Origin of the sequence: Streptomyces sp. NPDC088910, assembly GCF_044749865.1 — a bacterium.
Classification (GTDB): Bacteria; Actinomycetota; Actinomycetes; order Streptomycetales; family Streptomycetaceae; genus Actinacidiphila.
This window is the reverse complement of sequence record NZ_JBIVIV010000010.1, coordinates 258,993-280,561: the sequence shown is the minus strand read 5'-3', so window position 1 is coordinate 280,561 and position 21,569 is coordinate 258,993. Positions and strand designations below refer to the sequence as shown.

Annotated in this window: 25 protein-coding genes and 1 riboswitch; of the genes, 13 read left to right on the top strand and 12 right to left on the bottom strand. The window is 72.7% G+C overall.

The window, feature by feature from the left end:
* The first annotated feature begins 76 nt into the window (after window positions 1–76).
* The 3 genes from ACIP4Z_RS23730 to ACIP4Z_RS23720 all read left to right on the top strand — a co-directional run bounded on the left by ACIP4Z_RS23730 (window position 77) and on the right by ACIP4Z_RS23720 (window position 2,400).
* A complete protein-coding gene (locus tag ACIP4Z_RS23730) occupies window positions 77–1,033 on the top strand; it encodes a cytochrome c oxidase assembly protein (RefSeq protein WP_391045115.1) in 957 nt (318 codons plus the stop codon).
* A 16-nt stretch (window positions 1,034–1,049) separates the two neighbouring features.
* Window positions 1,050–2,102, top strand: a complete 1,053-nt coding sequence (locus ACIP4Z_RS23725; RefSeq protein WP_401311176.1) for a hypothetical protein — start codon at window positions 1,050–1,052, stop codon at window positions 2,100–2,102.
* A gap of 136 nt (window positions 2,103–2,238) precedes the next feature.
* Window positions 2,239–2,400 (top strand): hypothetical protein, encoded by a 162-nt coding sequence (locus tag ACIP4Z_RS23720; RefSeq protein ID WP_355341139.1) that lies wholly within the window; start codon window positions 2,239–2,241, stop codon window positions 2,398–2,400.
* 145 nt (window positions 2,401–2,545) lie between these two features.
* Here the strand turns inward: ACIP4Z_RS23720 and ACIP4Z_RS23715 are convergent, their stop codons facing one another.
* Window positions 2,546–3,262, bottom strand: coding sequence for a TetR/AcrR family transcriptional regulator C-terminal domain-containing protein (locus tag ACIP4Z_RS23715; RefSeq protein WP_391045120.1), 717 nt, complete (start codon window positions 3,260–3,262; stop codon window positions 2,546–2,548).
* 118 nt (window positions 3,263–3,380) lie between these two features.
* Here ACIP4Z_RS23715 and ACIP4Z_RS23710 point away from each other — a divergent pair, with 118 nt between their 5' ends.
* The 3 genes from ACIP4Z_RS23710 (at window position 3,381) to ACIP4Z_RS23700 (ending at window position 6,962) form a co-directional block, all read left to right on the top strand.
* Window positions 3,381–4,868 (top strand): MFS transporter, encoded by a 1,488-nt coding sequence (locus ACIP4Z_RS23710; RefSeq protein ID WP_401311172.1) that lies wholly within the window; start codon window positions 3,381–3,383, stop codon window positions 4,866–4,868.
* Window positions 4,869–5,027: 159 nt separating this feature from the next.
* Window positions 5,028–5,753 carry a lysophospholipid acyltransferase family protein gene (locus ACIP4Z_RS23705; RefSeq protein WP_355341148.1) on the top strand — a complete coding sequence of 242 codons (726 nt, stop codon included), beginning with the start codon at window positions 5,028–5,030 and terminating at the stop codon, window positions 5,751–5,753.
* A gap of 165 nt (window positions 5,754–5,918) precedes the next feature.
* Window positions 5,919–6,962, top strand: coding sequence for an NAD-dependent epimerase/dehydratase family protein (locus tag ACIP4Z_RS23700; protein ID WP_401311169.1), 1,044 nt, complete (start codon window positions 5,919–5,921; stop codon window positions 6,960–6,962).
* Window positions 6,963–6,983: 21 nt separating this feature from the next.
* Here the strand turns inward: ACIP4Z_RS23700 and ACIP4Z_RS23695 are convergent, their stop codons facing one another.
* Complete coding sequence (locus ACIP4Z_RS23695) at window positions 6,984–7,586, bottom strand: DUF1707 domain-containing protein (protein ID WP_355341153.1); 603 nt, start codon at window positions 7,584–7,586, stop codon at window positions 6,984–6,986.
* Between the two features lie 192 nt (window positions 7,587–7,778).
* Here ACIP4Z_RS23695 and ACIP4Z_RS23690 point away from each other — a divergent pair, with 192 nt between their 5' ends.
* Window positions 7,779–8,633, top strand: coding sequence for a TIGR02452 family protein (locus ACIP4Z_RS23690; RefSeq protein WP_391045129.1), 855 nt, complete (start codon window positions 7,779–7,781; stop codon window positions 8,631–8,633).
* Window positions 8,634–8,754: 121 nt separating this feature from the next.
* Here ACIP4Z_RS23690 and ACIP4Z_RS23685 read toward each other — a convergent pair whose 3' ends face one another.
* The 8 genes from ACIP4Z_RS23685 to ACIP4Z_RS23650 form a co-directional block, all read right to left on the bottom strand.
* Window positions 8,755–10,356 carry an alpha/beta hydrolase gene (locus tag ACIP4Z_RS23685; protein ID WP_401311165.1) on the bottom strand — a complete coding sequence of 534 codons (1,602 nt, stop codon included), beginning with the start codon at window positions 10,354–10,356 and terminating at the stop codon, window positions 8,755–8,757.
* Between the two features lie 311 nt (window positions 10,357–10,667).
* Window positions 10,668–11,495, bottom strand: a complete 828-nt coding sequence (locus ACIP4Z_RS23680; RefSeq protein ID WP_391045132.1) for an urease accessory protein UreD — start codon at window positions 11,493–11,495, stop codon at window positions 10,668–10,670.
* Window positions 11,492–12,193, bottom strand: coding sequence for an urease accessory protein UreG (gene ureG, locus ACIP4Z_RS23675; RefSeq protein WP_188282479.1), 702 nt, complete (start codon window positions 12,191–12,193; stop codon window positions 11,492–11,494). Before ureG ends, ACIP4Z_RS23680 begins: the two co-directional genes overlap by 4 nt.
* A 117-nt stretch (window positions 12,194–12,310) precedes the next feature.
* Window positions 12,311–13,039, bottom strand: a complete 729-nt coding sequence (locus ACIP4Z_RS23670) for an urease accessory protein UreF (protein WP_401311161.1) — start codon at window positions 13,037–13,039, stop codon at window positions 12,311–12,313.
* 4 nt (window positions 13,040–13,043) lie between these two features.
* Window positions 13,044–14,765, bottom strand: coding sequence for an urease subunit alpha (locus tag ACIP4Z_RS23665; protein ID WP_401311158.1), 1,722 nt, complete (start codon window positions 14,763–14,765; stop codon window positions 13,044–13,046).
* The gene (locus tag ACIP4Z_RS23660) at window positions 14,758–15,069 is read right to left on the bottom strand and encodes an urease subunit beta (protein WP_355341174.1); all 312 of its coding nucleotides are present in this window, start codon (window positions 15,067–15,069) and stop codon (window positions 14,758–14,760) included. Before ACIP4Z_RS23660 ends, ACIP4Z_RS23665 begins: the two co-directional genes overlap by 8 nt.
* A 14-nt stretch (window positions 15,070–15,083) precedes the next feature.
* The gene (locus ACIP4Z_RS23655; protein ID WP_355341177.1) at window positions 15,084–15,386 is read right to left on the bottom strand and encodes an urease subunit gamma; all 303 of its coding nucleotides are present in this window, start codon (window positions 15,384–15,386) and stop codon (window positions 15,084–15,086) included.
* 87 nt (window positions 15,387–15,473) lie between these two features.
* Window positions 15,474–15,764: a type II toxin-antitoxin system Phd/YefM family antitoxin gene (locus tag ACIP4Z_RS23650; RefSeq protein ID WP_188285531.1), complete on the bottom strand. Its 291-nt coding sequence runs from the start codon at window positions 15,762–15,764 to the stop codon at window positions 15,474–15,476.
* Between the two features lie 85 nt (window positions 15,765–15,849).
* On the opposite strand from ACIP4Z_RS23650, the gene ACIP4Z_RS23645 reads away from it, so the two are divergent.
* The 3 genes from ACIP4Z_RS23645 (at window position 15,850) to ACIP4Z_RS23635 (ending at window position 17,911) form a co-directional block, all read left to right on the top strand.
* A complete protein-coding gene (locus tag ACIP4Z_RS23645) occupies window positions 15,850–16,485 on the top strand; it encodes an ATP-dependent Clp protease proteolytic subunit (protein ID WP_188285535.1) in 636 nt (211 codons plus the stop codon).
* A 6-nt stretch (window positions 16,486–16,491) separates the two neighbouring features.
* On the top strand, window positions 16,492–16,812 hold the full coding sequence (locus ACIP4Z_RS23640) for a hypothetical protein (protein ID WP_188285530.1): 321 nt from the start codon (window positions 16,492–16,494) through the stop codon (window positions 16,810–16,812).
* A 493-nt stretch (window positions 16,813–17,305) separates the two neighbouring features.
* Window positions 17,306–17,434: riboswitch (cyclic di-AMP (ydaO/yuaA leader) on the top strand.
* Between the two features lie 3 nt (window positions 17,435–17,437).
* The gene (locus ACIP4Z_RS23635; protein ID WP_355341181.1) at window positions 17,438–17,911 is read left to right on the top strand and encodes a C40 family peptidase; all 474 of its coding nucleotides are present in this window, start codon (window positions 17,438–17,440) and stop codon (window positions 17,909–17,911) included.
* Window positions 17,912–18,153: 242 nt separating this feature from the next.
* On the opposite strand, the gene ACIP4Z_RS23630 is transcribed toward ACIP4Z_RS23635, so the two are convergent.
* A complete protein-coding gene (locus tag ACIP4Z_RS23630; protein WP_391045140.1) occupies window positions 18,154–18,879 on the bottom strand; it encodes an ADP-ribosyltransferase in 726 nt (241 codons plus the stop codon).
* A gap of 97 nt (window positions 18,880–18,976) precedes the next feature.
* On the opposite strand from ACIP4Z_RS23630, the gene ACIP4Z_RS23625 reads away from it, so the two are divergent.
* The gene (locus ACIP4Z_RS23625) at window positions 18,977–19,717 is read left to right on the top strand and encodes a GNAT family N-acetyltransferase (protein WP_401311152.1); all 741 of its coding nucleotides are present in this window, start codon (window positions 18,977–18,979) and stop codon (window positions 19,715–19,717) included.
* 14 nt (window positions 19,718–19,731) lie between these two features.
* On the opposite strand, the gene ACIP4Z_RS23620 is transcribed toward ACIP4Z_RS23625, so the two are convergent.
* Window positions 19,732–20,160 (bottom strand): ATP-binding protein, encoded by a 429-nt coding sequence (locus tag ACIP4Z_RS23620; RefSeq protein WP_355341190.1) that lies wholly within the window; start codon window positions 20,158–20,160, stop codon window positions 19,732–19,734.
* 253 nt (window positions 20,161–20,413) lie between these two features.
* On the opposite strand from ACIP4Z_RS23620, the gene ACIP4Z_RS23615 reads away from it, so the two are divergent.
* Together ACIP4Z_RS23615 and ACIP4Z_RS23610 are read left to right on the top strand one after the other, a co-directional pair.
* Window positions 20,414–21,283: a helix-turn-helix transcriptional regulator gene (locus ACIP4Z_RS23615; protein WP_355341193.1), complete on the top strand. Its 870-nt coding sequence runs from the start codon at window positions 20,414–20,416 to the stop codon at window positions 21,281–21,283.
* An 11-nt stretch (window positions 21,284–21,294) separates the two neighbouring features.
* Window positions 21,295–21,528 carry a DUF397 domain-containing protein gene (locus tag ACIP4Z_RS23610; protein WP_355341196.1) on the top strand — a complete coding sequence of 78 codons (234 nt, stop codon included), beginning with the start codon at window positions 21,295–21,297 and terminating at the stop codon, window positions 21,526–21,528.
* The last annotated feature ends 41 nt before the right edge of the window (window positions 21,529–21,569 follow it).

Genomic DNA, 21,569 nt, shown 5'->3' with positions numbered 1-21,569 from the left:
GGAGCGGGCACAAGGGTCGAATCGGAGCACGGGCCGGACCGGCAGCACGCGGCCCGGCGCGACAGGAGAGTGACGGATGGACCACGGCGGACACGGCATGCACATGGACTTGCCGCCGTTCACCCTCGGCCGGGGGCTGTCGTTCAGCGGCGGCGATCCGTTCTTCCTCATCGGCTGCCTGGTGGCGCTGGTCCTCTACGGCTGGGGTGTGCTGCGGCTGCGGCGGCGCGGCGACTCGTGGTCGCCCGGCCGTACCGTGGCGTTCGTCACAGGGGTGCTGACGGTCGCTCTGGTGATGTGCACCAAGCTCAACGACTACGGCATGGTCATGTTCAGCGTGCACATGGTGCAGCACATGGTGCTGAGCATGCTCTCGCCGATCCTGATCCTGCTGGGCGCCCCGGTGACGCTGACGCTGCGGGCGCTGCCCGCCGCCGAGCGCGGGCGCACCGGACCGCGCGAGCTGCTGGTGAAGCTGCTGCACAGCCGGTATCTGCGGATCATCACGCACCCGGCCTTCACGCTCCCGCTGTTCATCGCGAGCCTGTACGGGCTGTACTTCTCGCCGATCTTCGACACGTTGATGCACACCAGGACCGGGCACATCGCGATGATGGTGCACTTCCTGCTGGTGGGTCTGCTGTTCTTCTGGCCGATCATGGGCGTCGACCCGGGGCCGCACCGGCCCGGTTATGTGATGCGGATGCTGGAGCTGTTCGCGGGGATGCCCTTCCACGCGTTCTTCGGCATCGCGGTCATGATGGCCAGCGAGCCGATGCTGACCACCTTCGAGCACCCGCCCGCCTCGCTGGGCATCGACGCGCTCGGCGACCAGACGGCGGCGGGCGGCATCGCCTGGGCGTTCAGCGAGATCCCGTCGGTCGTCGTGCTGGTGGCGCTGCTCTTCCAGTGGTACACCTCCGAGCAGCGGCAGGCACGGCGCGGCGACCGGGCCGCGGACCGCGACGGTGACGCGGAACTCGTCGCGTACAACGCGTATTTGGCATCGTTGGAGGCGCGCGGTCGCGGCTGACGGAGGGGGGCCCGGGATGGGCGAACAGGTACGGATCTCGGGGGCGGCGCTGGAGCTGCCCGGCGGGGTGACGGTCCGCTTCATGCGGACGCTGCGGCTGCCCGAGAAGGGCACGCACCCGCTGCCGCCCGGCCTGGGCTCCTTCCCGCTGCGCCGCGTGGGCGATTTCGCCGGGCGGACTCCGGAGCGGTGGCGCGCGCACGGCGGGGTGCTGCTGCCGGTGTATCAGCGCGAGGCGATGTGGCTCAGCTTCTCCTCGGCCGCGCCCGCCGCCCTCCAGGTCGGTGTCGGGAAGGTGTGCGCGGTGTCGGGTCGGCCGTGGAGCGACCGGCTGTCGCGCGATCCGCAGAATTACGTGGTGCTGCCCCGGCAGCCGTGGCTGGACGGCATCAACTCGGGCCCCGGCACGATCCGGCAGTTCGTGGCCGTGCCCCTGGGGCTCGGGGCGACCGTGGAGGGGCAGGTCTCCGGCGAGGAGGTCTGGGGCGGGGTGCAGCTCCAGGTGTTCGAGCTGCGCGAGGAGCCGCTGGCGCGCTGGCGCGCCGAGCAGAGCCGCAGGACGGTGACGACGAACGGGCCGTGGGGTGTGTCGGCGCAGGCGGGCGGGGGGTACGGCGGACCCGCGCTCCCGTCGATGGCCCCTGGCGGGGGTCCCGTGCCGCCGCCCGCACCGATGGCGGCCAGGTCGGCGCCCGCGATGGGGCTCGGCGCGGGCGGCCGGATGCGCCAGGAGGTGTACCGCGACGAGCGGCCCGCGCAGGACTGGCGGAAGAAGCCGTCCGGCCGGGTCTTCGTCCATCTGGCGACGGCCCCGCAGTGGCGGGAGATCACCGGCGAACCGGCGCCCGCGTCCCCGGTGGACCGGGCGGCGTACAACGCGGCGGGGCTGCCGTGGTTCGACTACTACGACGCGGACGGCGAGGATCTGGCCGCCACCGAGCCGTTGACCGGGGTCAGGCCGGTCGGTGACTGGCTGGGCGACGACGAACAGCCGTGGGCGCCGCCGAAGCCGGAGCAGGTCGAGCACCTGGGCGACGATCCGGGCCGGGTGACCGACGGGGAGTGGTGAGCGGCCTGGCACGCGGCGGGCCGAGAGGCGTGGTGGCGCACGGGGTGCCCGTGGGGTCACCATGAAGGAAGGGCCGCGATACGGCTTCCGCCTCGTCGGCGGGTGCGCGCACGCGCCTGCGGAAGGGAGGCGTGCGATGCCGGGTTCCGTGAAAGCGATGGCGTTGACCACGGTGGCGTTTCTGGTAGCGGTGGTCGCCTACACCGTGGCACTGGGGTCGAACGGCTGGCTGTGGTTCGGCTGGGTGGTGCTGGGCCTGTGCACGGCGGGGGCGGCGGCGATCCGGGAGCCGCACTGAGTGTGCGGGCGCGCCGAACGAGCGGGCCGGCTGAGCGAGCCCCGGGCCGTGCGGGCGGCCGACCGGCCTGATACGGATACGGGCGGGCGGCCGGATCTGGGCAGGCGGCCGGATACGGGCGGGCGGCCGGATCTGCGCGGGTGGCCTACTCCCCCGCCGCCGGGACCGCGTGCCGGGCGAGGCCGGAGACCAGCAGGTCGAGGCCGAATTCGAAGCGTTCGTCGCCGACGTCCCGCATCAGCTCGTCGACCATGCCGGTGATGACGGGGAACTGCCCGCTGGGCAGGCTCTTGTAGTAGTCGCGGACCTGGGCCAGGAAGTCGTCCTTGCCCGCCGTCGTGACGCCGGTGCGGAAGGCGAGGGCGGCCTCCTCGGCTGCGGCGGCGGTGACGTACAGCGCGAGCGCGTCGACCCCGTAGGCGCAGACCTGCACGGGCAGTCGCCCCGCGGCGAGGATGGCGAGCACGCCCTCGGCCGTGCGCATCGCGTTCTCGCCGGTGGGGACGCCGATCTCGATCGAGAGCCGGGCCAGGTCGCCGTGCGCGGCCAGCGCCGCGCGGGCCTGCCGCATCACGTCCTTCACCTGCTCCTGCCACCGCTCGGGGTCGGGGACCGGGCAGTGGATCTCGGCCCTGACCCGGTCGAGGACCAGGGCGATCAGCTCGTCCCGCCCGGCGACGTGCGCGTAGAGGGAGGCCGCTCCCGTGCCCAGCTCCTGGGCGACCCGGCGCATGCTCATCGCGTCGATGCCCTCGGTGTCGACGATCCGCAGGGCCGCCGCGATGATCCCGTCCTGGCTGAGGACGCGGCGCGGCGCGCGCTTGCGGGTCGGCCCCCAGGGCGGGGCGGGGATCTCGGTCACGGCGGTGGAACCTCCAGGGACAGCTGCTGCGAACATCGTACTTGACGCGAACAGTGTTCGTAAGTAGAACAGTGTTCGTTCTCAGCGCGTCGTCCCGCCACCGCCCGGAGGAATCACCGTGACCGCATCGACCCTCACCGAGGACCCGGATCGCGCGTCGGAGCCGGACGCGGCCCCGGCCGGCGGTGCGCGGCTGCGCTGGCTCGCCCTCGCCGTGGTCCTGGCCGTGGAGGTGATGGACCTGCTGGACGCCACGATCGTCGGCGTGGCCTCGCCCTCGATCCAGGCGGACTTCGGCGGCAGCTCCACCCGTATCCAGTGGATCGCCGCCGCGTACACCCTCGCCTTCGCCGTCCTGATGATCACCGGGGCGCGGCTCGGTGACATCGTCGGCCGCCGCCGGATGTTCCTGATCGGGGTGGCGGGCTTCGCGGTCTGCTCGCTGCTGTGCGCCTGCTCGGGCTCCGCGGACATGCTGATCGGCATGCGGGCGGCGCAGGGCGCGTTCGCCGCGATGATGGTGCCGCAGGGCCTCGGCCTGATCAGGGAGGTCTTTCCGCCGGCCGAAATGGGCGCCGCCTTCGGCGTGTTCGGGCCGGTGATGGGTCTGGCGGCGGTCGCCGGTCCGGTGCTCGGGGGTTTCCTGACCGACGCCGATCTGTTCGGCACCGGCTGGCGGGCGATCTTCCTGATCAATGTGCCGATCGCGCTCGTCGCCTTCGCCGCCGCCCTGCGCGTACTGCCGGAGAGCCGCGCCCCACGGCCGCCCCGGCTCGACGCGCCGGGTGTCGGCATCCTCAGCGTCGCCGTTCTGCTGCTGGTCTATCCGCTGGTGCAGGGCCGCGACCTGGGCTGGCCGCTGTGGAGTCACCTCTGCATGGCGGCGTCCGTACCGGTCCTCGTCCTCTTCGCGCGCTACCAGAAGTCGGTACGGGCCCGCGGCGGCTCGCCGCTGATCGAGCCGGGGCTGTTCCGGCACCGCGGCTACACCGGCTCCCTCGCCGTCGGCCTGGTCTTCTTCGCCGCGCTGACCGGCCTGATGCTGGTGGTCACCCTCTACCTCCAGTACGGGCTCGGCTTCAGCGCCCTGCACGCGGGCGCGACGATGATCCCCTGGGCGTTCGGCTCCGCCGTCGGCGCGACGCTGTCCGGCATGTGGCTCGGCCCGCGCTACGGCCGCCGTGCCGTACAGGGCGGACTGCTGCTCACCGCGCTGTCCGTGGGCGCGGTGGCGCTGACCGTGCGCCTGGCGGGCGACTCCGTGACGAGCTGGCAGCTCGTACCGTCCCTGCTGGTCAGCGGCGCGGGACTCGGTGTGGTGATGGCGCCGTTCTTCGACATCGCGCTGGCGGGTGTGTCCGACCAGGAGACCGGCTCCGCCTCCGGGGTGCTCAACGCGGTGCAGCAGCTCGGCGGTTCGATCGGCGTCGCCGTCCTGGGCACGGCCTTCTTCGCCCGGACCGGACACGGCATGGGCGCGGCGGCCGTGGCCACCTTGCTGATGGCGGCGGGCGGGCTCGCCGCCGCCTTCCTGGTGGCCTTCCTGATGCCGCGCGCGGCCCAACACGCCGGGCAGGGCGAGGAGTCGGAGCCGGCCGGGCACTGACCGGAGAACCGTGCGTACGCCCCGGGCCGGGCAAAGGCGCGGGTCGCGGGCGTGCTCCGGGCTCGCGCGGCGGGGGCGCGGGCACTACTCTGCCGGGGCACCGAGGATCGGGGCACCGCTCTCCGGGCGCACCGGGACGGGTCAGGGGAGGCAGCCACCGTGTTCTACCGACTGCTCAAGTACGTGGTCCTCGGGCCGCTGTTGCGGCTGATGTTCCGGCCCCGGATCGAGGGGATGGAGAACATCCCCGAGAGCGGCCGGGCGATCATCGCGGGCAATCACCTGTCGTTCACCGACCATTTCGTGATGCCCGCGATCCTGCCGCGCCGCATCACCTTCCTGGCCAAGGCCGAGTACTTCACCGGTCCCGGTCTGAAGGGGCGGCTGACGGCGGCGTTCTTCCGCAGCGTCGGACAGATCCCGGTCGACCGGTCGGGCGGCAAGGCGTCGCAGGCGGCCGTCACCGCGGCGATCGAGGTCCTGGAGCGCGACGAGCTGCTGGGCATCTACCCGGAGGGCACCCGCTCGCACGACGGGCGGCTGTACCGCGGCAGGACCGGCGTCGCGCTGATGGCGCTGCGCGCCCAGGCCCCCGTGATCCCCTGCGCGGTGCTCGGCACCTTCGAACTCCAGCCGCCGGGACGGAAGTTCCCGCGGATCGGCCGGGTCACCATCCGCTTCGGCGAGCCGCTGGACTTCAGCCGCTTCTTCGGCATGGAGGAAGAGCGGTACGTGGTGCGGTCGGTGACCGACGAGATCATGTACGCGATCATGGCGATGTCCGGGCAGGAGTACGTGGACCGGTACGCGGGCGAGGTGAAGGCCGAGCAGGCGGCGCTCGCGCAGGGCGGCACCGGGGGGCGGCTGCGCCGCAAGTCGTCCTGATCCGGGGCCTGTTCCCGCCCCGCCGGGATTGCGCCGCGCCCTGCCGGGACCCCGCCACGCGCTGCCGGGGCTCCTTCTCGCGCTGCCGGGGTTGCGCCGAGGGCGAATCCGCGCAGGGCGAACCCCTCTGGTCCGCGCGGTGCCCGCCCGCATAGCGTCCTCACCATGACGGGAACCGCGTTCGTGATCGGCGCTTCTGGACAGATCGGGCGGCAGGCCGTACGCGCCCTGGCCGCGGACGGCTGGCAGGTGACGGCCGCCTCGCGCGGCGGCGGCTCGGACGAGGGGTGGCCGCCGGGCGTGCGTACGGTCCGGGTTGACCGCTCGGACAGCGCCGCGCTGGCCGCGGCGCTCGGCGACGGCTGCGACGTCCTGCTGGACTGTGTGGCCTACGACGGCGCCGACGCGCGGCAGTTGCTGTCGCTGTCCGACCGGATCGGTTCCGCGGTGGTGATCTCCAGCGCGGCGGTGTACGAGGACGAGGCGGGCCGCAATTTCGACACGCAGGCCGAGCCGGACGGCTCCCCGCGCTTTCCGGTGCCGCTCCCGGAGACCTGCGCGACGGTCGCGCCGGGCCCCTCGACGTACGGCACCCGCAAGGTCGAGTTGGAGCGGACGCTGCTGGAGGCGGGCGAGCGGCTGCCGTCGACGCTGCTGCGCGCCGGGGCGATCCACGGCCCGCACAGTCCGCTGCCGCGTGAGATGTACTTCGTCAAACGCGCGCTGGACGGCCGTCCGGTGCGGGTGCTGGCGTACGGGGGCAGGAGCCGGTTCCATCCGGTGCACGCGTCGAACATCGCCGAGCTGGTCCGGCTGGCGGCGGCGAAGCCGGGCTCCCGTGCGCTCAACGCGGGTGATCCGCGGGTGCCGACCGTCGCGGAGATCTCCGCAGCGGTGGACCGGGCGCTCGGCGTGACCAGCGAGACCGTGCTGGTGGACGGGCCGCCGCCGGAGCCGACCGTGGGCGACACTCCGTGGGGCATGCCGTATCCGATGGTGCTGGACATGTCGGCGGCCGAGCGCGAACTGGGCTACCGCGCGGTCACCTCGTACGAGGAGTCGCTGCCGGGGACGGTGGCCTGGCTGGCGGCGGAGCTGGACAAGGCGGACTGGCGCGAGGTGTTCCCGCTGCCCGCGCGGCTGTCGGAGCACGGCGACTGGTTCGACTACGCGGCCGAGGACCGCTGGCTGGCCGGGCGCGGGGCGTGACGCCCGGTCCGCGCCGCGGCGTCAGCGGCCGTCCCGCCAGGGCCACTTGAAGCGGCGCATCACCCGGACGTGGCCGAAGACGGAGCGTCCGGTGATCCGTACGACCGGTCCGTCCACGCCGCTCTTGTCGCTGCGGCGGCCGTGCTGGGAGCGCTTGCCGAACAGCGCCGTGCCGACGTCGTAGACCTGCGCGTGGTCGGGGACGATGACCTCGACCTTGCCGAAGAAGGAGTCGGCCTGGATGACCACCTCGCGGCGGGTGAACACCGCCTGCCGCAGGTCGATCACGACGGCGCCGAAGCTGGCCCGTACGACGGTGTGCGGCGGCACCGGCCACTGGCCCGAGCGGCGGACCTTGCTGAACAGCGCCCGCACCGCCTCGTTGTCGGCGGGCGAGGCGAGCGGGGCGCCGGGCGCGGGGGCGGGCAGGTCGGCGGTGAGCGGCGCCAAGTCGCCGCGGGTCCTGGCGGCGTAGGCCGCCTCCATCCGCTCGGCGTGCTCCTCGGCGGTCAGCCGGCCCGCGGCGAATGCCTCCGCCAGCAGCGCCGCCGTACGGTCGCGCTCGTCGTCGGACGCCCGCATCCTCGGCTCGCCGGAACGCGCCTTCGGGGACAGCTCGGACACGGCACTACCTCCCAGGGAAACGGAACGCGACTCACGATATATCGCGTCTACCGCCGCCCGCAAGAAGCCGGCCGGAAGGCCGGACGAAGCCGTACGAAGTCCGGGATCAGCCCGTACGGATCGGCCCGACGGCCGCCGCGACCGCCCGAATTCACTCGCGCCGGAGCCCGTACACGCCCTACCGTCCTGGGCATGAGTGCTCGTCTGCGGAACATCGCCACGGAGAATCAGCGGATCGCGGCGGAAGGCGGGTACGACTCCCCGGCCGGACGGTACGTCCCGCTCGGCGAGGCCGTCGCGGCGGCGGCCGACGGGACCAGGATGTACGGCCCCGCGCCGGTCGCGGTCCCCGGCGAGGGAGCGTGGGGCGACGGGCCCGTGCGCTGCGAGGTGACGCCGGAGAGCAGCATGGAGGCGGCGGCCAGGCTGGTCGCGGCAGACGCCGCGGGCGGCGCGGTGGCCGTGCTCAACTTCGCCTCCGCACGCAACCCCGGCGGCGGTTACGTCAAGGGAGCGCAGGCGCAGGAGGAGGCGCTGTGCCGTTCCTCCGCGCTCTACACCTGTCTGCTGCGCGCGCCCGAGTTCTACGCCCACCACCGGGCGGACACCGATGTCTTCTACAGCGACCGCGTCATCCACTCCCCCGCCGTGCCGGTCTTCCGCGACGACAGCGGCACGCTGCTCGACGTGCCGTACACCGTCGGCTTCCTCACCTCGCCCGCGCCGAACGCCGGGGTCATCGCGCGCACGACGCCCGAGCGCGTGCCCCTCGTCGGAGCGGCCCTCGACGCGCGCGCCGAGCGGGTCCTGGAGGTGGCCGCCGTACACGGCTACCGGCGGCTGGTGCTGGGCGCCTGGGGCTGCGGGGTCTTCATGAACGACCCGGCGCGGGTGGCCGCCGCCTTCGCCCGGCTGCTGACCGGCGACGGCCGCTTCGTGGGCGCCTTCGACCAGGCCGTCTTCGCGGTCCTGGACCGGCGCGCTGACTCCCCCACCCGTGCGGCCTTCGCCGCCGCCTTCACCGACACCGCCGCGAAGCGGCCGTAGCCGTACCGCGGTCGTCGTCGCCCCGTGGCGGCGCGGCCGTCACGCCGGACGCGCGGCGGGCGGCCCACCGCACCGTGAAGGTGGGTGGACCGCCCGTACGCGGTCTCGCGGGTTCCTCGCCCTAGGGCGCGGCGGGGACGGGTGCGGCGTGGGGTCCGCACACCACGTCGTGGGCGTCGACCGTGCCCGTCAACAGATAGCTCTCGACACGGGAGTTGATGCACGGGTTCACCAGGTTGGTGACGCCGTGCGATCCCGCGTCCTTCTCGGTGATCAAGCGGGAGCCCGCCAGGCGGCGGTGGAGTTCGAGCGCCCCGGTGTAGGGGGTCGCCGCGTCCCTGGTGCTCTGCACGATCAGCACGGCGGGCAGCCCGTGGTGCGAGCGGACGTCCACCGGGCGCTGCTGCTTGACGCCCCAGGTGGCGCACGGCAGGTTCAGCCAGGCGTTCTCCCACGTCAGGAAGGGGTACTTGGCGTGCAGCGCGGTGTTATCCCGGTCCCATGTGCGCCAATTCGTGGGCCACTTGGCGTCGGTGCACTCCACCGCGGTGTACACGGCGTTGCTGTTCTCGGCCGAGATGTTGCCCGCGGTGTCGGACAGGTCGGGCGCCGCCGCGTCGAGCAGCGCCTGGGTGTCACCCGCCTCGTAGCGGCTCCAGACGCCCGCGACCGTGGCCCATGTCGAGTCGTAGTAGGGCGCGTTCTGGAAGAAGCCGAGGAGTTCGTTCGGCCCGACGACGCCGCCGATCGGGTGGCTCTTGGCGGCGGCGCGCAGCGCGAGCCACTTCTGCTCGACCTTCGCGGGCGTGTCGCCGAGGTGGTAGACGGAGTCGTACGTCGCGACCCACGCCTCCCAGTCGTCCCAGCGGCCCTGGAAGGCCACGTCCTGGTCCAGGTTGTTCCGGTACCAGATCTGGTCCTGCGCCGGGTTGACGACGCTGTCCACGATCAACCGGCGCACGTGCGTCGGGAAGAGCGTCGCGTAGACCGCGCCGAGGTACGTGCCGTAGGAGACGCCCAGGTAGTTGAGCTTCTTCTCGTGCAGCGCGGCGCGGATGACGTCCAGGTCGCGGGCGGTGTTCTGCGTGGTCATCTGGGAGAGCGTCCGCGCGCCGGTGCGCTCCAGGCAGCCGTCGGCGTACTCGGCGGCGAGCTTGCGCTGTGCGAGCTTGTCGGCCTCGCTGTCCGGCACCGGGTCGGCCTTGGGAGCTTTCACGTACTCCTGCGGGTCCTCGCAGGAGATCGGGGCGGAGTGGCCGACGCCGCGCGGGTCGAAGCCCACGAAGTCGTACGCCTTCGCCGTCTTGACCCACAGCGCGGAGGAGGTGGTGACCCGGACCGGGAAGCGCAGTCCCGAGCCGCCGGGACCGCCCGGGTTGTAGATCAGCGCGCCTTGCCGTTCGGCCGGGGTACCGGTGTTGCCCGCCCGGTCCACGGCCAGCTTGACGGTCGCGCCGAACGGCTTGCCGTAGTCGACGGGCACGGTCACATAGCCGCAGGTGATCGGCGACGGAATGTTCCAACTCGCCGGGCAGGCCGCCCAGTCGATGCCCTTGCGGGCGGCGTTCGCGGCGGCGATCACCACGCCGACGGACTCGGGTACGGTGACGGACCGCGCCGATCTCGACGGCTGGTCGTGCGACTGTGCGGTGGCCGCCGGGGCGGCTGCGATGGCGCCCGCGATCAGGGCGCCGGTGGAGACGAGCACGATCGTGCGTCTCAAGGCGGAAACTCCCCTCCTGGTCCGTGGCTTGTGGCCACGGTGGTCACAGTTGCTGCGGAGCGAATCCTTTCCCCTGTGAGTCGCCTGTGAACAGGCCAGGCGGGTGATTCTTCATCAAAGTGTGATTCTGCGGACGAGTTGGGCGTGAGGTGGCTGCCGCCGCACGGGTGACGGCCGTTCCCCCGGGCCTGCGCTGGTCGCGCTCCGGGCGCCGGGATGCCCGCACAGCGGAGCTGTGCGGGCATTCAGGTAACGCGGCGGGCGGGCGTGCCAGGCACCGAAGGGGCCGTTCGTGATCCGCCGGACAGGCTCTAGTCGGCCGGGGCGCTCGCGGCCCGGACGGCCGCCAGACCGGCGTCCAGCAGACGGCGCAGGCGCAGGCCGTCCGCGGCCACCGCGGTGATCAACGCGGCGGGGCCCGCGAGCGGGGTGACGGCCGCCCGGCCTTCGGCGGGGTCGGCGAGCAGCGTGCGGGCGACGGCCGGGAGGTCGGCGAAGCCGGGTTCGATCAGCAGGAGTTGGCCGACTGCCCGGTAGCGGCCGAGGACGGCCGGGCCGTCCCAGCCGGTGGGGGCGCCGGGGCCGAAGCGGAGTTCCTGGTCCAGGAGCGGGCGGCCGTCGAGGTGGGCGGTCAGCCGGGTGCTGAGGTGGCCGGGGGGTTCCGCGTGGCGGCCGAGGATCTGTTCGTCCCGCAGCAGGAGGCGCGCGCCGGGGCCGAGGTCCACGCGGGTGGTCATCCGCAGGTCGCTGCGGTGGGCGGCGATCACCGGCTCGGGCAGCCAGCGCAGCGCGCCACCGGCCCGTACGGTCAGCCGCACGTCGTACGTCGCCCGCCCGCCGTCCCGCCCCGGCAGGGACACCGTGGCCGCGGCGGACCCCACCGCGAGCCGTGCGCCCTGCCCCACCTCCGCCTCGATCCGCAGCCGGTCGCCGCCGAGCGGCGCGCTCATCGCGCCGACCACCATCACCCCGGCCCCTTCGCCGTCGGCGCCGCCGACGACCCGGCTGCGCCGCAGCGCCAGCGGTCCGTCACCGGCCAGCACGGGCAGCGCCGTACCGCCGTGCCCGTCGGGGGCGGCGACGATCCGCGCCGTGGCGACGACACCGCGCGCGGTGTCGCGGACCGCCACGTCGTTCACGCCGTCGTCGCGGGGACGGCGGCCCAGGCGGCCAGGCGGTCGCCCACCCAGGCGGCGACCGGGGCGACGCCGTCGGGGGCGGCGACGGAGGTGAGGACGACCGGCAGGTCGCCGCGCTGGGCGGCGGCGTCGCGGGACATGCGGGTGAGGTCGGCGCCGACGTAGGGGGCGAGGTCGGTCTTGTTGATCACGAGGAGGTCGGCGGTGGTGACGCCGGGGCCGCCCTTGCGGGGGATGTCGTCGCCGCCCGCCACGTCGATGACGAAGATCTGCGCGTCCACCAGTCCCTTGGAGAAGGTGGCGGTCAGATTGTCGCCGCCGGACTCGACGAGGATGAGGTCGAGCGGGCCGACCGCGTCCTCCAGGTCCTCGACGGCTTCGAGATTCGCGGAGATGTCGTCCCGGATCGCGGTGTGCGGGCACGCGCCGGTCTCCACGGCGGCGATCCGTTCGGCGGGCAGCACCGCGTTGCGCAGCAGGAATTCGGCGTCCTCGCGCGTGTAGATGTCATTGGTGACCACGGCGATCGACAGGTCGTCGCGCAGTCTGCGGCACAGCGCCGCGACGGTCGCGGTCTTCCCGGACCCGACCGGGCCGCCGAGGCCGATCCGCAGCGCGCGCCGCCTGCCGTCGGCGCGGACGGCGGGCGAGGAGTGCGCGTACCGCTCGGGGAAGGTCTCGGGGTGGTCGAGATGCATGGTCAACTCCGTTGGTGCGGACGGCGTTCGGAACCGGGCGGCGGATGAGGCTGCGGATCGGGAGGCGGATCAGGCTGCGGATCGGAAAGCGGATCGGGAGGCGGGTCAGGAGGCGAATCACGAGGCGAAGAGGCGTACGGGCCAGGCGGCGTGGTCCTGCGCGGCAAGGTCGAGCAGCGGCGCGGACGCGGCGGGCAGCACGTCCGGGCCTTCGGCGAGGGCGCGTTCGGCGGCGAGCACCGCCGCGGCGGCCGCCTCGTCGACGCACGGTGCCAGCCGGGCGAGTACGGCCGCGGCGTGGAAGGGGTCGAGGCTCAGCAGCCGTACGGCGGCGGTCGCGGGCCCGCTGACGGACTCGTAGGCGGCGACGTGTGCCGCGTCCTGCGGGAGCAGGCCGGCGGCGCGGGCGGTGACGCCGAGGACGACGGGCTGGTGGGCGCCGCGCGGGCGGGCGGCGGCGAGCTGGTCGAGCGCGGGTGCGGGCCAGGCGGCGCGGGCGGCGCGCAGAAGCTGGCGGCCGAGCTTGCGGGAGGTGGTGCGCAGGGCGGGCGAGGGGGTGCGGGCGTCGGCCGCCGCGTCGAGGACGAGCGGGTCGAGGCCGAAGGTCGCCGCCGCGGCCAGTGCGGCGGCGACCAGTCCAGTGGTGTGCAGACGGCCCCGGCAGAAGTCCGCCAGGGTCGCCGCGTCCCGCACCCGGCCGTCGGCGACCGCGGCCTCCGCGCCGCCGGAGTGCGCGTGGCCGCCGGCCGGGAAGCGGCCGTCGGCGAGCAGCAGCAGGGCTGCGCGCGCGGCGGGTGTCGTGGTCGTAGGGGGCGGTGTCGTAGGGGGCGGTGTCGTCGGGGTCATGGTCTCAGAAGAGGAAGTACCGCTGGGCCATGGGCAGTTCCGGCGCGGGCGCGGGCTCCACGACCTCGCCGTCGATCCGTACGGTGAACGTGTCGGGTTCGACCTCGACTCTCGGCAGCGCGTCGTTCTCCCGCATGTCGGCCTTGGTCACGGCGCGTGTACTGCGGATCGGCACGAACTCCTTGCCGAGGCCGAGGCGTTCGGGCAGGCCGTCCTCCAGCGCCGCCTCGTTGACGAAGTTGACGGAGTTGGCGGCGGGCGCGGCGCCGACCGCGCCGAACATCGGCCGGGGAAGCACGGGTTGGGGGGTGGGGATGGACGCGTTGGCGTCGCCCATCTGGGCGTAGGCGATCTGCCCGCCCTTGATGACGAGTTGCGGCTTGACTCCGAAGAACGCCGGTTCCCACAGCACCAGGTCGGCGAGCTTCCCGGCCTCGACGGAGCCGATCTCGTGGTCGAGGCCCTGCGCGACCGCGGGGTTGATGGTGTATTTGGCGACATAGCGGCGGGCGCGGTGGTTGTCGGCCGCGCCGTCGCCGGGGAGCGCGCCGCGCCGTCGCTTCATCACGTGCGCGGTCTGCCAGGTGCGCAGGGCGACTTCGCCGATCCGGCCCATGGCCTGTGAGTCGGAGCTGATGATGCTGATCGCGCCGAGGTCGTGCAGGACGTCCTCGGCGGCGATGGTCGACGGGCGGATCCGGGACTCGGCGAAGGCGAGGTCCTCGGGGACCGACGGGTTGAGGTGGTGGCAGACCATCAGCATGTCGAGGTGCTCCTCGACGGTGTTGACGGTGTGCGGCCGGGTCGGGTTGGTCGAGGACGGCAGCACGTGCGGCTGCGAGACCACGGTGATGATGTCGGGCGCGTGCCCGCCGCCCGCGCCTTCGGTGTGGTAGGCGTGGATGCCCCGGCCCGCGATGGCGGCCAGGGTGTCCTCGACGAATCCGGCCTCGTTCAACGTGTCGGTGTGGATGGCCAGTTGGGCGCCGGTCCGCTCACAGACCGTCAGGCAGGCGTCGATGGCGGCGGGGGTGGCGCCCCAGTCCTCGTGGATCTTGAACCCGACGGCTCCGGAGCGCAGTTGGTCGTGCATGGACCGCTGGTTGACGGTGTTGCCCTTGCCGAGCAGCCCGACGTTGACCGGGTACGCCTCCAGGCCCGCGAACATCCGCGCCAGGTGCCAGCCGCCGGGCGTGACGGTGGTCGCCTTGGTGCCCTCGGCCGGTCCCGTGCCCCCGCCGATGACGGTGGTGACGCCCGCCGACAGGGCCTGCGGCAGCAGCGTCGGCGAGATGAAGTGGACGTGCGCGTCGATGGTGCCCGCGGTGAGGATCTTGCCGTTGCCCGCGATGATCTCGGTCTCGGGGCCGATGACGAGGTCGGGGTGGACGCCGTCCATCGTCTCGGGGTTGCCCGCCTTGCCCAGCGCGGTGATCCGGCCGTCGCGGATGCCGATGTCCGCCTTGACCACGCCCCAGTGGTCGAGGACGACGGCGCCGGTGATGACGGTGTCGGGCGCGCCCTCCGCGCGGCTGGTGCGCGCCTGGCCCATCGACTCGCGGATCACCTTGCCGCCGCCGAAGACGGCTTCGTCGCCCGCGAGTCCCGGCCCGCCCGCCAGGTCGCGTTCGACCTCGATCAGCAGGTCGGTGTCGGCCAGCCGGACCCGGTCCCCGGTGGTGGGGCCGTAGAGGTCGGCGTATACGGCCCGCGAGAGGTCAGCCATCGAGCGCCCCCGCGGTCTCGCCGCGCAGCCCGGCCACGACGCGCTGTCCGGCGATCGGCACGAGTTCGACCTCGGCGGGGATGCCGGGCTCGAAGCGTACGGCGGTGCCCGCGGCGATGTTCAGCCGCAGGCCGCGGGCGGCGGCGCGGTCGAACTCCAGACCGGGGTTGGCCTCGGCGAAGTGGTAGTGCGAGCCGACCTGGACGGGCCGGTCGGCCGCGTTGAGAACGGTGAGGCGGGTCACCGGACGGCCCGCGTTGAGCGGCACGGGCGCGTCCGCGCTGAGGATCTCTCCGGGGATCATGGCGCTCCTGCCCGTCAGACGATCGGCTGGTGGACGGTGACGAGCTTGGTGCCGTCGGGGAACGTGGCCTCGACCTGCACGTCGTGGATCATCTCGGGGATGCCGTCCATGACGTCGGCGCGGGTCAGCACGGTGCGCCCGGACTCCATCAGTTCCGAGACGCCGCGGCCGTCGCGGGCCCCTTCGAGCAGATGCGCGGTGATGAGCGCGACCGCCTCGGGGTGGTTGAGCCGCAGCCCGCGGGCGCGCCGCTTGGCCGCCACGTCCGCGGCGACATGGATGAGCAGGCGTTCCTGCTCGTGGGGGGTCAACTGCACAGCCACACCTCACAGTCGTCAGAACCCGCGAGATTAGTTCGACGCGGTTTCGACTGCGTTAACCCCTGTTACGGGCGGCGGTCGCTGTTACGGACGACGGTCGCCGGTCTGGTGACCCCGGTGCTCGGCCGCGATGCCGAACCGTCGGCGTTCGCCCGTGGCGGACGTACGGGAGCCGACGGCGGAGACCGTACTGATCACCTGCTCCTCGGCCTGCTCGTCGAGATCACGCAGTCGTTGCAGGTCAGCGGCGGACACCAGGGCGACGAGCGGCTTGCCGTGGCGGGTCAGCACCACCTGTTCGCCGCCGTAGACCACGCGGTTGATCAGTTCCGCGAGCTCGGCACGCGCTTGTGTCACCGGGACGTCATGGGTCATGCTCCCCATCATAACGAGATGTACGTCCTGTACATTTTGACCTGTGGCCAGTTCCTGCGCCCAGATCCGCCCGGAGGTGCACGCCGTGTTCCGTCCCACCGCCCGCTACGTCCTGCCCGAGTTCACCGAACGCAGCAGCAACGGCGTCCGCACGATGGACCCGTACTCCAAGCTGCTCCAGGAGCGGATCATCTTCCTGGGCACCCAGGTCGACGACACCTCGGCGAACGACGTGATGGCCCAGCTCATCCACCTGGAGAACGCCGCCCCCGAGCAGGACATCAACCTCTACATCAACTCGCCCGGCGGCTCGTTCTCGGCGATGACCGCCATCTACGACACGATGCAGTTCGTCACCTGCGACGTGGCGACGGTCTGCATCGGGCAGGCCGCCTCGGCCGCGGCCGTGCTGCTGGCGGCGGGCGCGCCGGGCAAGCGCATGATCACTCCGGGCGCGCGGGTGCTGATCCACCAGCCGTCGCTCGGCGAGGTGGTCCAGGGGCCCATCTCGGACCTGGAGATCCAGGCCAACGAACTGCTGCGCACCCGCGAGCAGTTGGAGACGCTGCTGGCCCGGCACACCGGCCGGGACATCGAGCGGATCCGTACCGACATCGAGCGGGACAAGGTCCTCGACGGCGAAGAGGCCGTCGCCTACGGGCTGGTGGACAAGCTGACCACCAGCCGCAAGACCAACGGCCCCGCGTACGGCCTGCGGTGACCCGCGGTGGTCCCGGAACTGCCGCCGCTTCCGGCGCTCACCCGCTCCGAGGGTGAGCTGATCGACTCCTACCTGGAGGTCGTCGATCTGCTCGGCCGGATCAATCCGTCCCGCACCGCCGACACCTACAGCGCCCTGCGGGCCGCCCAGGCGCTGGTGGGCCGGGCGACCGCGCTGCGCGACGCGCTGACCGTGATGCACATGCGGGGCGAGACCGAACTGCACCACGCGACACTGGCCCGCGCCCTGCGGGTGCTGGACGGCGAGCGGCGGTCGGGGCTGGTGGCGCTGGCGCCCGATCCGGCCGCGGGGCCGCCGCCCGCGTGAGGCTGGTGCGGACAGCGCGGCCCGTGCGGCCCGTGCGGCCCGTTGGTGTGAGCCTCGTGCGGTCCGCCGACGGAGAGCTCGCGCGGCACGCCGACGCAAGCCAGGTGTGAGCGCGGTCACTCTGCGCGCCCGAAACCGTCGGCACTGCACCAAAGGGGCTCATCCCATCGGCGTATTCACCGCCGATTCATGCTCTCCGGCCGAATTGCGCGCACCGGCCAAAACCGCCCATCGTCCGTCACATATCCGCAGGTCAGATGATGCGACCGGGGGCGCGGACCGGGTGATTCACCCCGGTGTCCACCCGAATAGGTGAGTCGTGACCTGACTCACACCGCGCGTTTCCCGCCCGGCTGTGGCCGGTTCTGTGCGTCACCATCCGTAGTGACGACAAGCCCCCGCCGCCGTGGCGGGGCGGTCCACGCGGACGCCCAGTCCCGCCGCCGCGTGGACGTCAGGTCGACATGAGTGCACCGGCGGGAGCGGAGGACCCAGGTACGACGGGTCGGTCACGGCACAGCGCCGGAGCCGTCCCTTGGGGTGAAGCCGCACCACGCGGCCGGGCATCTTCGCCAGCCCGAACCCGACAGGTCATCCTTCGGAGGCTGATGACGAAGGGTTGCGCATGTTCGCGCTCAAGTGCATCTCCGGACGGCTGTCCCGGCTCGGGACGGCCTCCGTGCTCACCGCCACAGCGGTCGCACTGCCCGCGCTGCTGCCGGGCACCGCCCAGCAGGCCGAGGCCGCGACGATGGGCGTGAAGGCCCTGAACGTGGCGGCGTCGAAGAAAGGCTCGCCCTACCAGTGGGGCGCCACCGGCCCGAACCGCTTCGACTGCTCGGGGCTGACGCTGTACTCGTTCAAGCGCGCGGGCAAGAAGCTGCCGCGTACCGCCGCCGCCCAGTACAACAGCACCCGGCACATCTCGTCGGGGGCCCGCCGCGTCGGTGACCTGGTGTTCTTCCACACCGGCCGGTCCATTTACCACGTCGGGATCTACGCCGGGAGCGGCCGGATCTGGCACGCCCCCAAGACCGGCGCCAGGGTCCGGCTGGAAAGGATCTGGACCAGCGCCGTCTGGTACGGGCGGGTGGCGTGACCCGGACGGCCGATTCCGGCCGCGCCGCGTATCGCGCCCGTACGGCGTATACGGTCCGTGGAGCGGTGGGCACTCGCCGCCGCGCGGCCCGGCCGTCGTCCGGCCCGAACAGCGGCCCGGAGCCGTAGAACAGTGCGGGCCGGCGGCTCGGGTGCGACGGGGCGACCCGCCGCACCCCCTTCAGCGGCGTGGACAGCCGGTCCGGCCGGGGGGTGCGGCTCCCCCGGCCGGATCAGGGACGGTCAGCCCGCCGGGAGCAGCACCGGCGCGAGCGGACGCGGCGCCGGAATCCCGCGCCACGGCACGTAGTACGGGTTGCGTACGCAGCCGGCCAGGTCCTCGTCCTTGGTCGCCTTGTCGACGGGACAGGCGCCGACGATGAAGCGCCGGGCGAGGCCCCCGGGGAAGGCGACCTCGTGCTGGTCGGCCCACTTGTGGGTGTCACCGATCGTGGCGTTGACGTCGATGCCGCCGGGCGCGTCCACGTAGTAGTTGAAGCCGGGCTTCCACTGCTTGTAGAGGTCGTGGTCGTAGCTGGTGCTCACGAACGGCGACGGCTGGTTCTTCAGCACGTACGCCGCGAGGTCGTACTGCCCGTCCTGCGCGGCCTTGGGCTGGAAGCCCTCCTGGAAGACCACGGCGGGGGCGCGGCCGTCCGAGCGGAACAGCTCCCCGCACGTGCGGCGGTAGGACGGCTCGGGGGTGATGCGCTCGACGTCGACGCTGCGGTCGGCGGCGGCGAACAGCGGGTCGTGGACCACCGGGCACCAGCCGTCGTCGCCCGCGGGGGCGGGACGGGGCACGAGGGACGTGGAGGGCGCGGACAGGGCGGTGGGCGCCGCGGGGGACAGGGGTCCGGAGGCGACGGCCGACGCGGTCTCCGACGTGGCCGCGGTCTGCGCGGCGAGTACGGCGGTCAGGGTCAGCGCGCCGGTCGTGAGAAGCGACCGGACTCGGTTCTTGATCATGACGCACAGACTCGCGGGACCGGCCCCGCGATCGGCCGCATGTCACCCGATCGTAGGCGCGTCCGGCCGCGTACGGGACGGCTGAGAGGATGGTCGGATGAGCTCGCCGACCACCGCGGCGCACCGCGCCGGGCCCTCCCTGCGGTCCCTGCTGGACGCCGCCGCGCGAGGCGACTTCCCGCCCGCCGACGGCACCGTCACCTTCGTCGCCCAGCCGTCGGCCCGCGACGCCGGAGTCATCGCCTTCACCGCCCACACTGTGGTCTTCGCCGACATCGCCGACGCGTCGGGGACGGCGAGTACGGGGAGTACGGCGGGTACGGCCGAATGCCCGGCGTCCGAAGGCACCGGTGCCGGTCTCCGCGCCCTGCTCCCGCCCGACGACCTGTCCGCTCCGCTCAACCCGCCTTTCCTGACCGCTCTTTGCGCCCGCACCGGCCGTGTGGTCAACAACCTCGACCTGCTGGCCCTGGCCGCCCCGCTGCCGGGCCCGCCCCCGCTCCCCCTCACCGAGACCACCGACCGCTCCCATCCGCGGATCGTGCGGGCGCTCCAGCACCGCGACGACGTGCGGGCCTGGACCGCGCCCGGCGGCACCGTCCTCATCGGCCGCGGTGTGGCGGGCCGTTGGGAGACCGCCGTCGAGGTGGACCCGGACGCCCGCGGCAAGGGCCTCGGCCGCCTTCTCGCCCTCGCGGCCCGTCATCTCGTCCCGGACGGCGCGCCGTTGTGGGCCCAGATCGCCCCGGGCAACGCGGCCAGCGTGCGGGCCTTCCTCGCCGCCGGTTTCGCACCGGTCGGAGCCGAGGCGCTGCTGGTGCCGCCGACGCGCCCGTGAACAGCGCCCGTCGCTCAGGCCACCGGGACCGCCCAGGGGATCGTGATCCAGACCGTCTTGCCGCCCTCGTCGGTCGGCGTGATCCGCAGCCTGCCGCCGGACTCCGCCGCCAGATGCCGAATGATCACCATCCCGCGCCCGTTGTCCTGCTGGACCGCCGCGGGCAGCCGCTGGGGCCAGCGCGGGTGGCTGTCGGTCACGCCGATCAGCAACTGCTCCTGCCGTTCGAGACGCACGTCCACGGTGAAGGTCGGCGACATCCCCGAGGTGTGCAGCACCGCGTTGGTGGCCAGCTCGGAGACGATCAGGCGCACGGCGTCGACCGAGGGGGCGTCCGACGGCAGTCCCCATTCGGCGAGTCGGGCGCAGACGTAGCGCCGGGCCGCCGGTACCGAGGCAGGGTCGCTCGGCAGAGTGACGGAAGCTTCCTGCAGATCTGCCATGGCGACATCGTTCCTTTCCCATCCCACCGCGGACCGGGGTATCGGCGCGGGCTCTCCGGGCCACGCCCGGAAGTGGCTGGTTCGCGCCAGACTGCCACTAATCGTGCCGCCGTTTCGGACGGTCCACCGCGCAATGCATATATCTGTCGCTCAAATCGGTGAACTCTGCTACGTGGATACGCATTTGGTCGGCACACTGTCGTAATGACCGCCCGACTACCGGCATCCCTCACTTCAGGAGGTGCGAGAGGCCATGGAACGGGTCCCCGCCGTACGACGACGCAAGCTCGGCGGCGAACTGCGCCGACTCCGCGACCTGTCCGGAATGACCAGCGAGCAGGTCGCCGAGGCGGCCGGCTGGCACCAGTCGAAAGTCAGCCGTATCGAGACCGGCCGCAGCAGCGTCAGCGCCGAGGACGTCGACGTGCTGCTCGACGTCTACGAGGTGCGCGACCGCGATCTGCGCGACCTGCTGGGCACGCTGGCAGGTCAGGGCAGACAGCGCGGCTGGTGGCAGGACTTCCGCGACGTACTGCCCGTGGAGTACCGCGACTTCATCAGCCTGGAGGCGGGTGCCAGCCGGGCCCGCTCGATGGAGAACAGCGTGGTGCCCGGCCTGCTCCAGACCCCCGCCTACGCCCGGGCACTCACCCGCGACGTCATGCCGCATCTGACCCGGAGCGAGGCCGGCGCACTGGTCGACGTGCGGATCGCCCGGCAGGCGGTGCTGCGCCAGGACGAGCCGCTGGAACTGTGGGCCGTGCTGGACGAGGCCGTGCTGCGCCGCGTGGTCGGCGGCCCCGCGGTCATGTCCGATCAGTTGCGGTCACTGGAACGCGCCGCCGCGCTGCCGCAGATCCGGCTCCAGGTGCTGCCCTTCGGTGCCGGAGGCCACATAGGAGTTACGGGTTCGTTCGTTATCTTCTCATTTCCGCGCATCGCTGATCTCGACGTGGTTGTTATCGATCATTTGACGAGTAGTCTCTACGTCGATCGAAAAGAAGACATCACCGCTTACGGCGCCGCTTTCACCCGATTGAGCAACATTGCCCTTCCTCGCGACGAGTCCGTCGCGTTGATCAGTAAGATCGCCGGGGAGATGTCGCGATTCGCAGGCGCATAAAGGAGGCCACCATGGCGGCACAGTCCGGGTACGTTTCCTCGAGCGCGTCGATTTCCGGCGTGACATGGCGGAGGAGCAGTCACAGCACCGCCGCGAACAACTGCGTGGAGACCGCGAGACTGGCCTCGGGGCTGCTCGCCGTCCGCGATTCCAAGGACCAGGAGGGGCCCGCGCTGCTCTTCCCACCGGGTGCCTGGTCGCACTTCGTCGGGGCGCTGCGCCGGGACGACCTCGGCCCCGCGTAGGACCGGTTCGGTTCCTGCGCCGGACGGACGGCGGCGGGCCG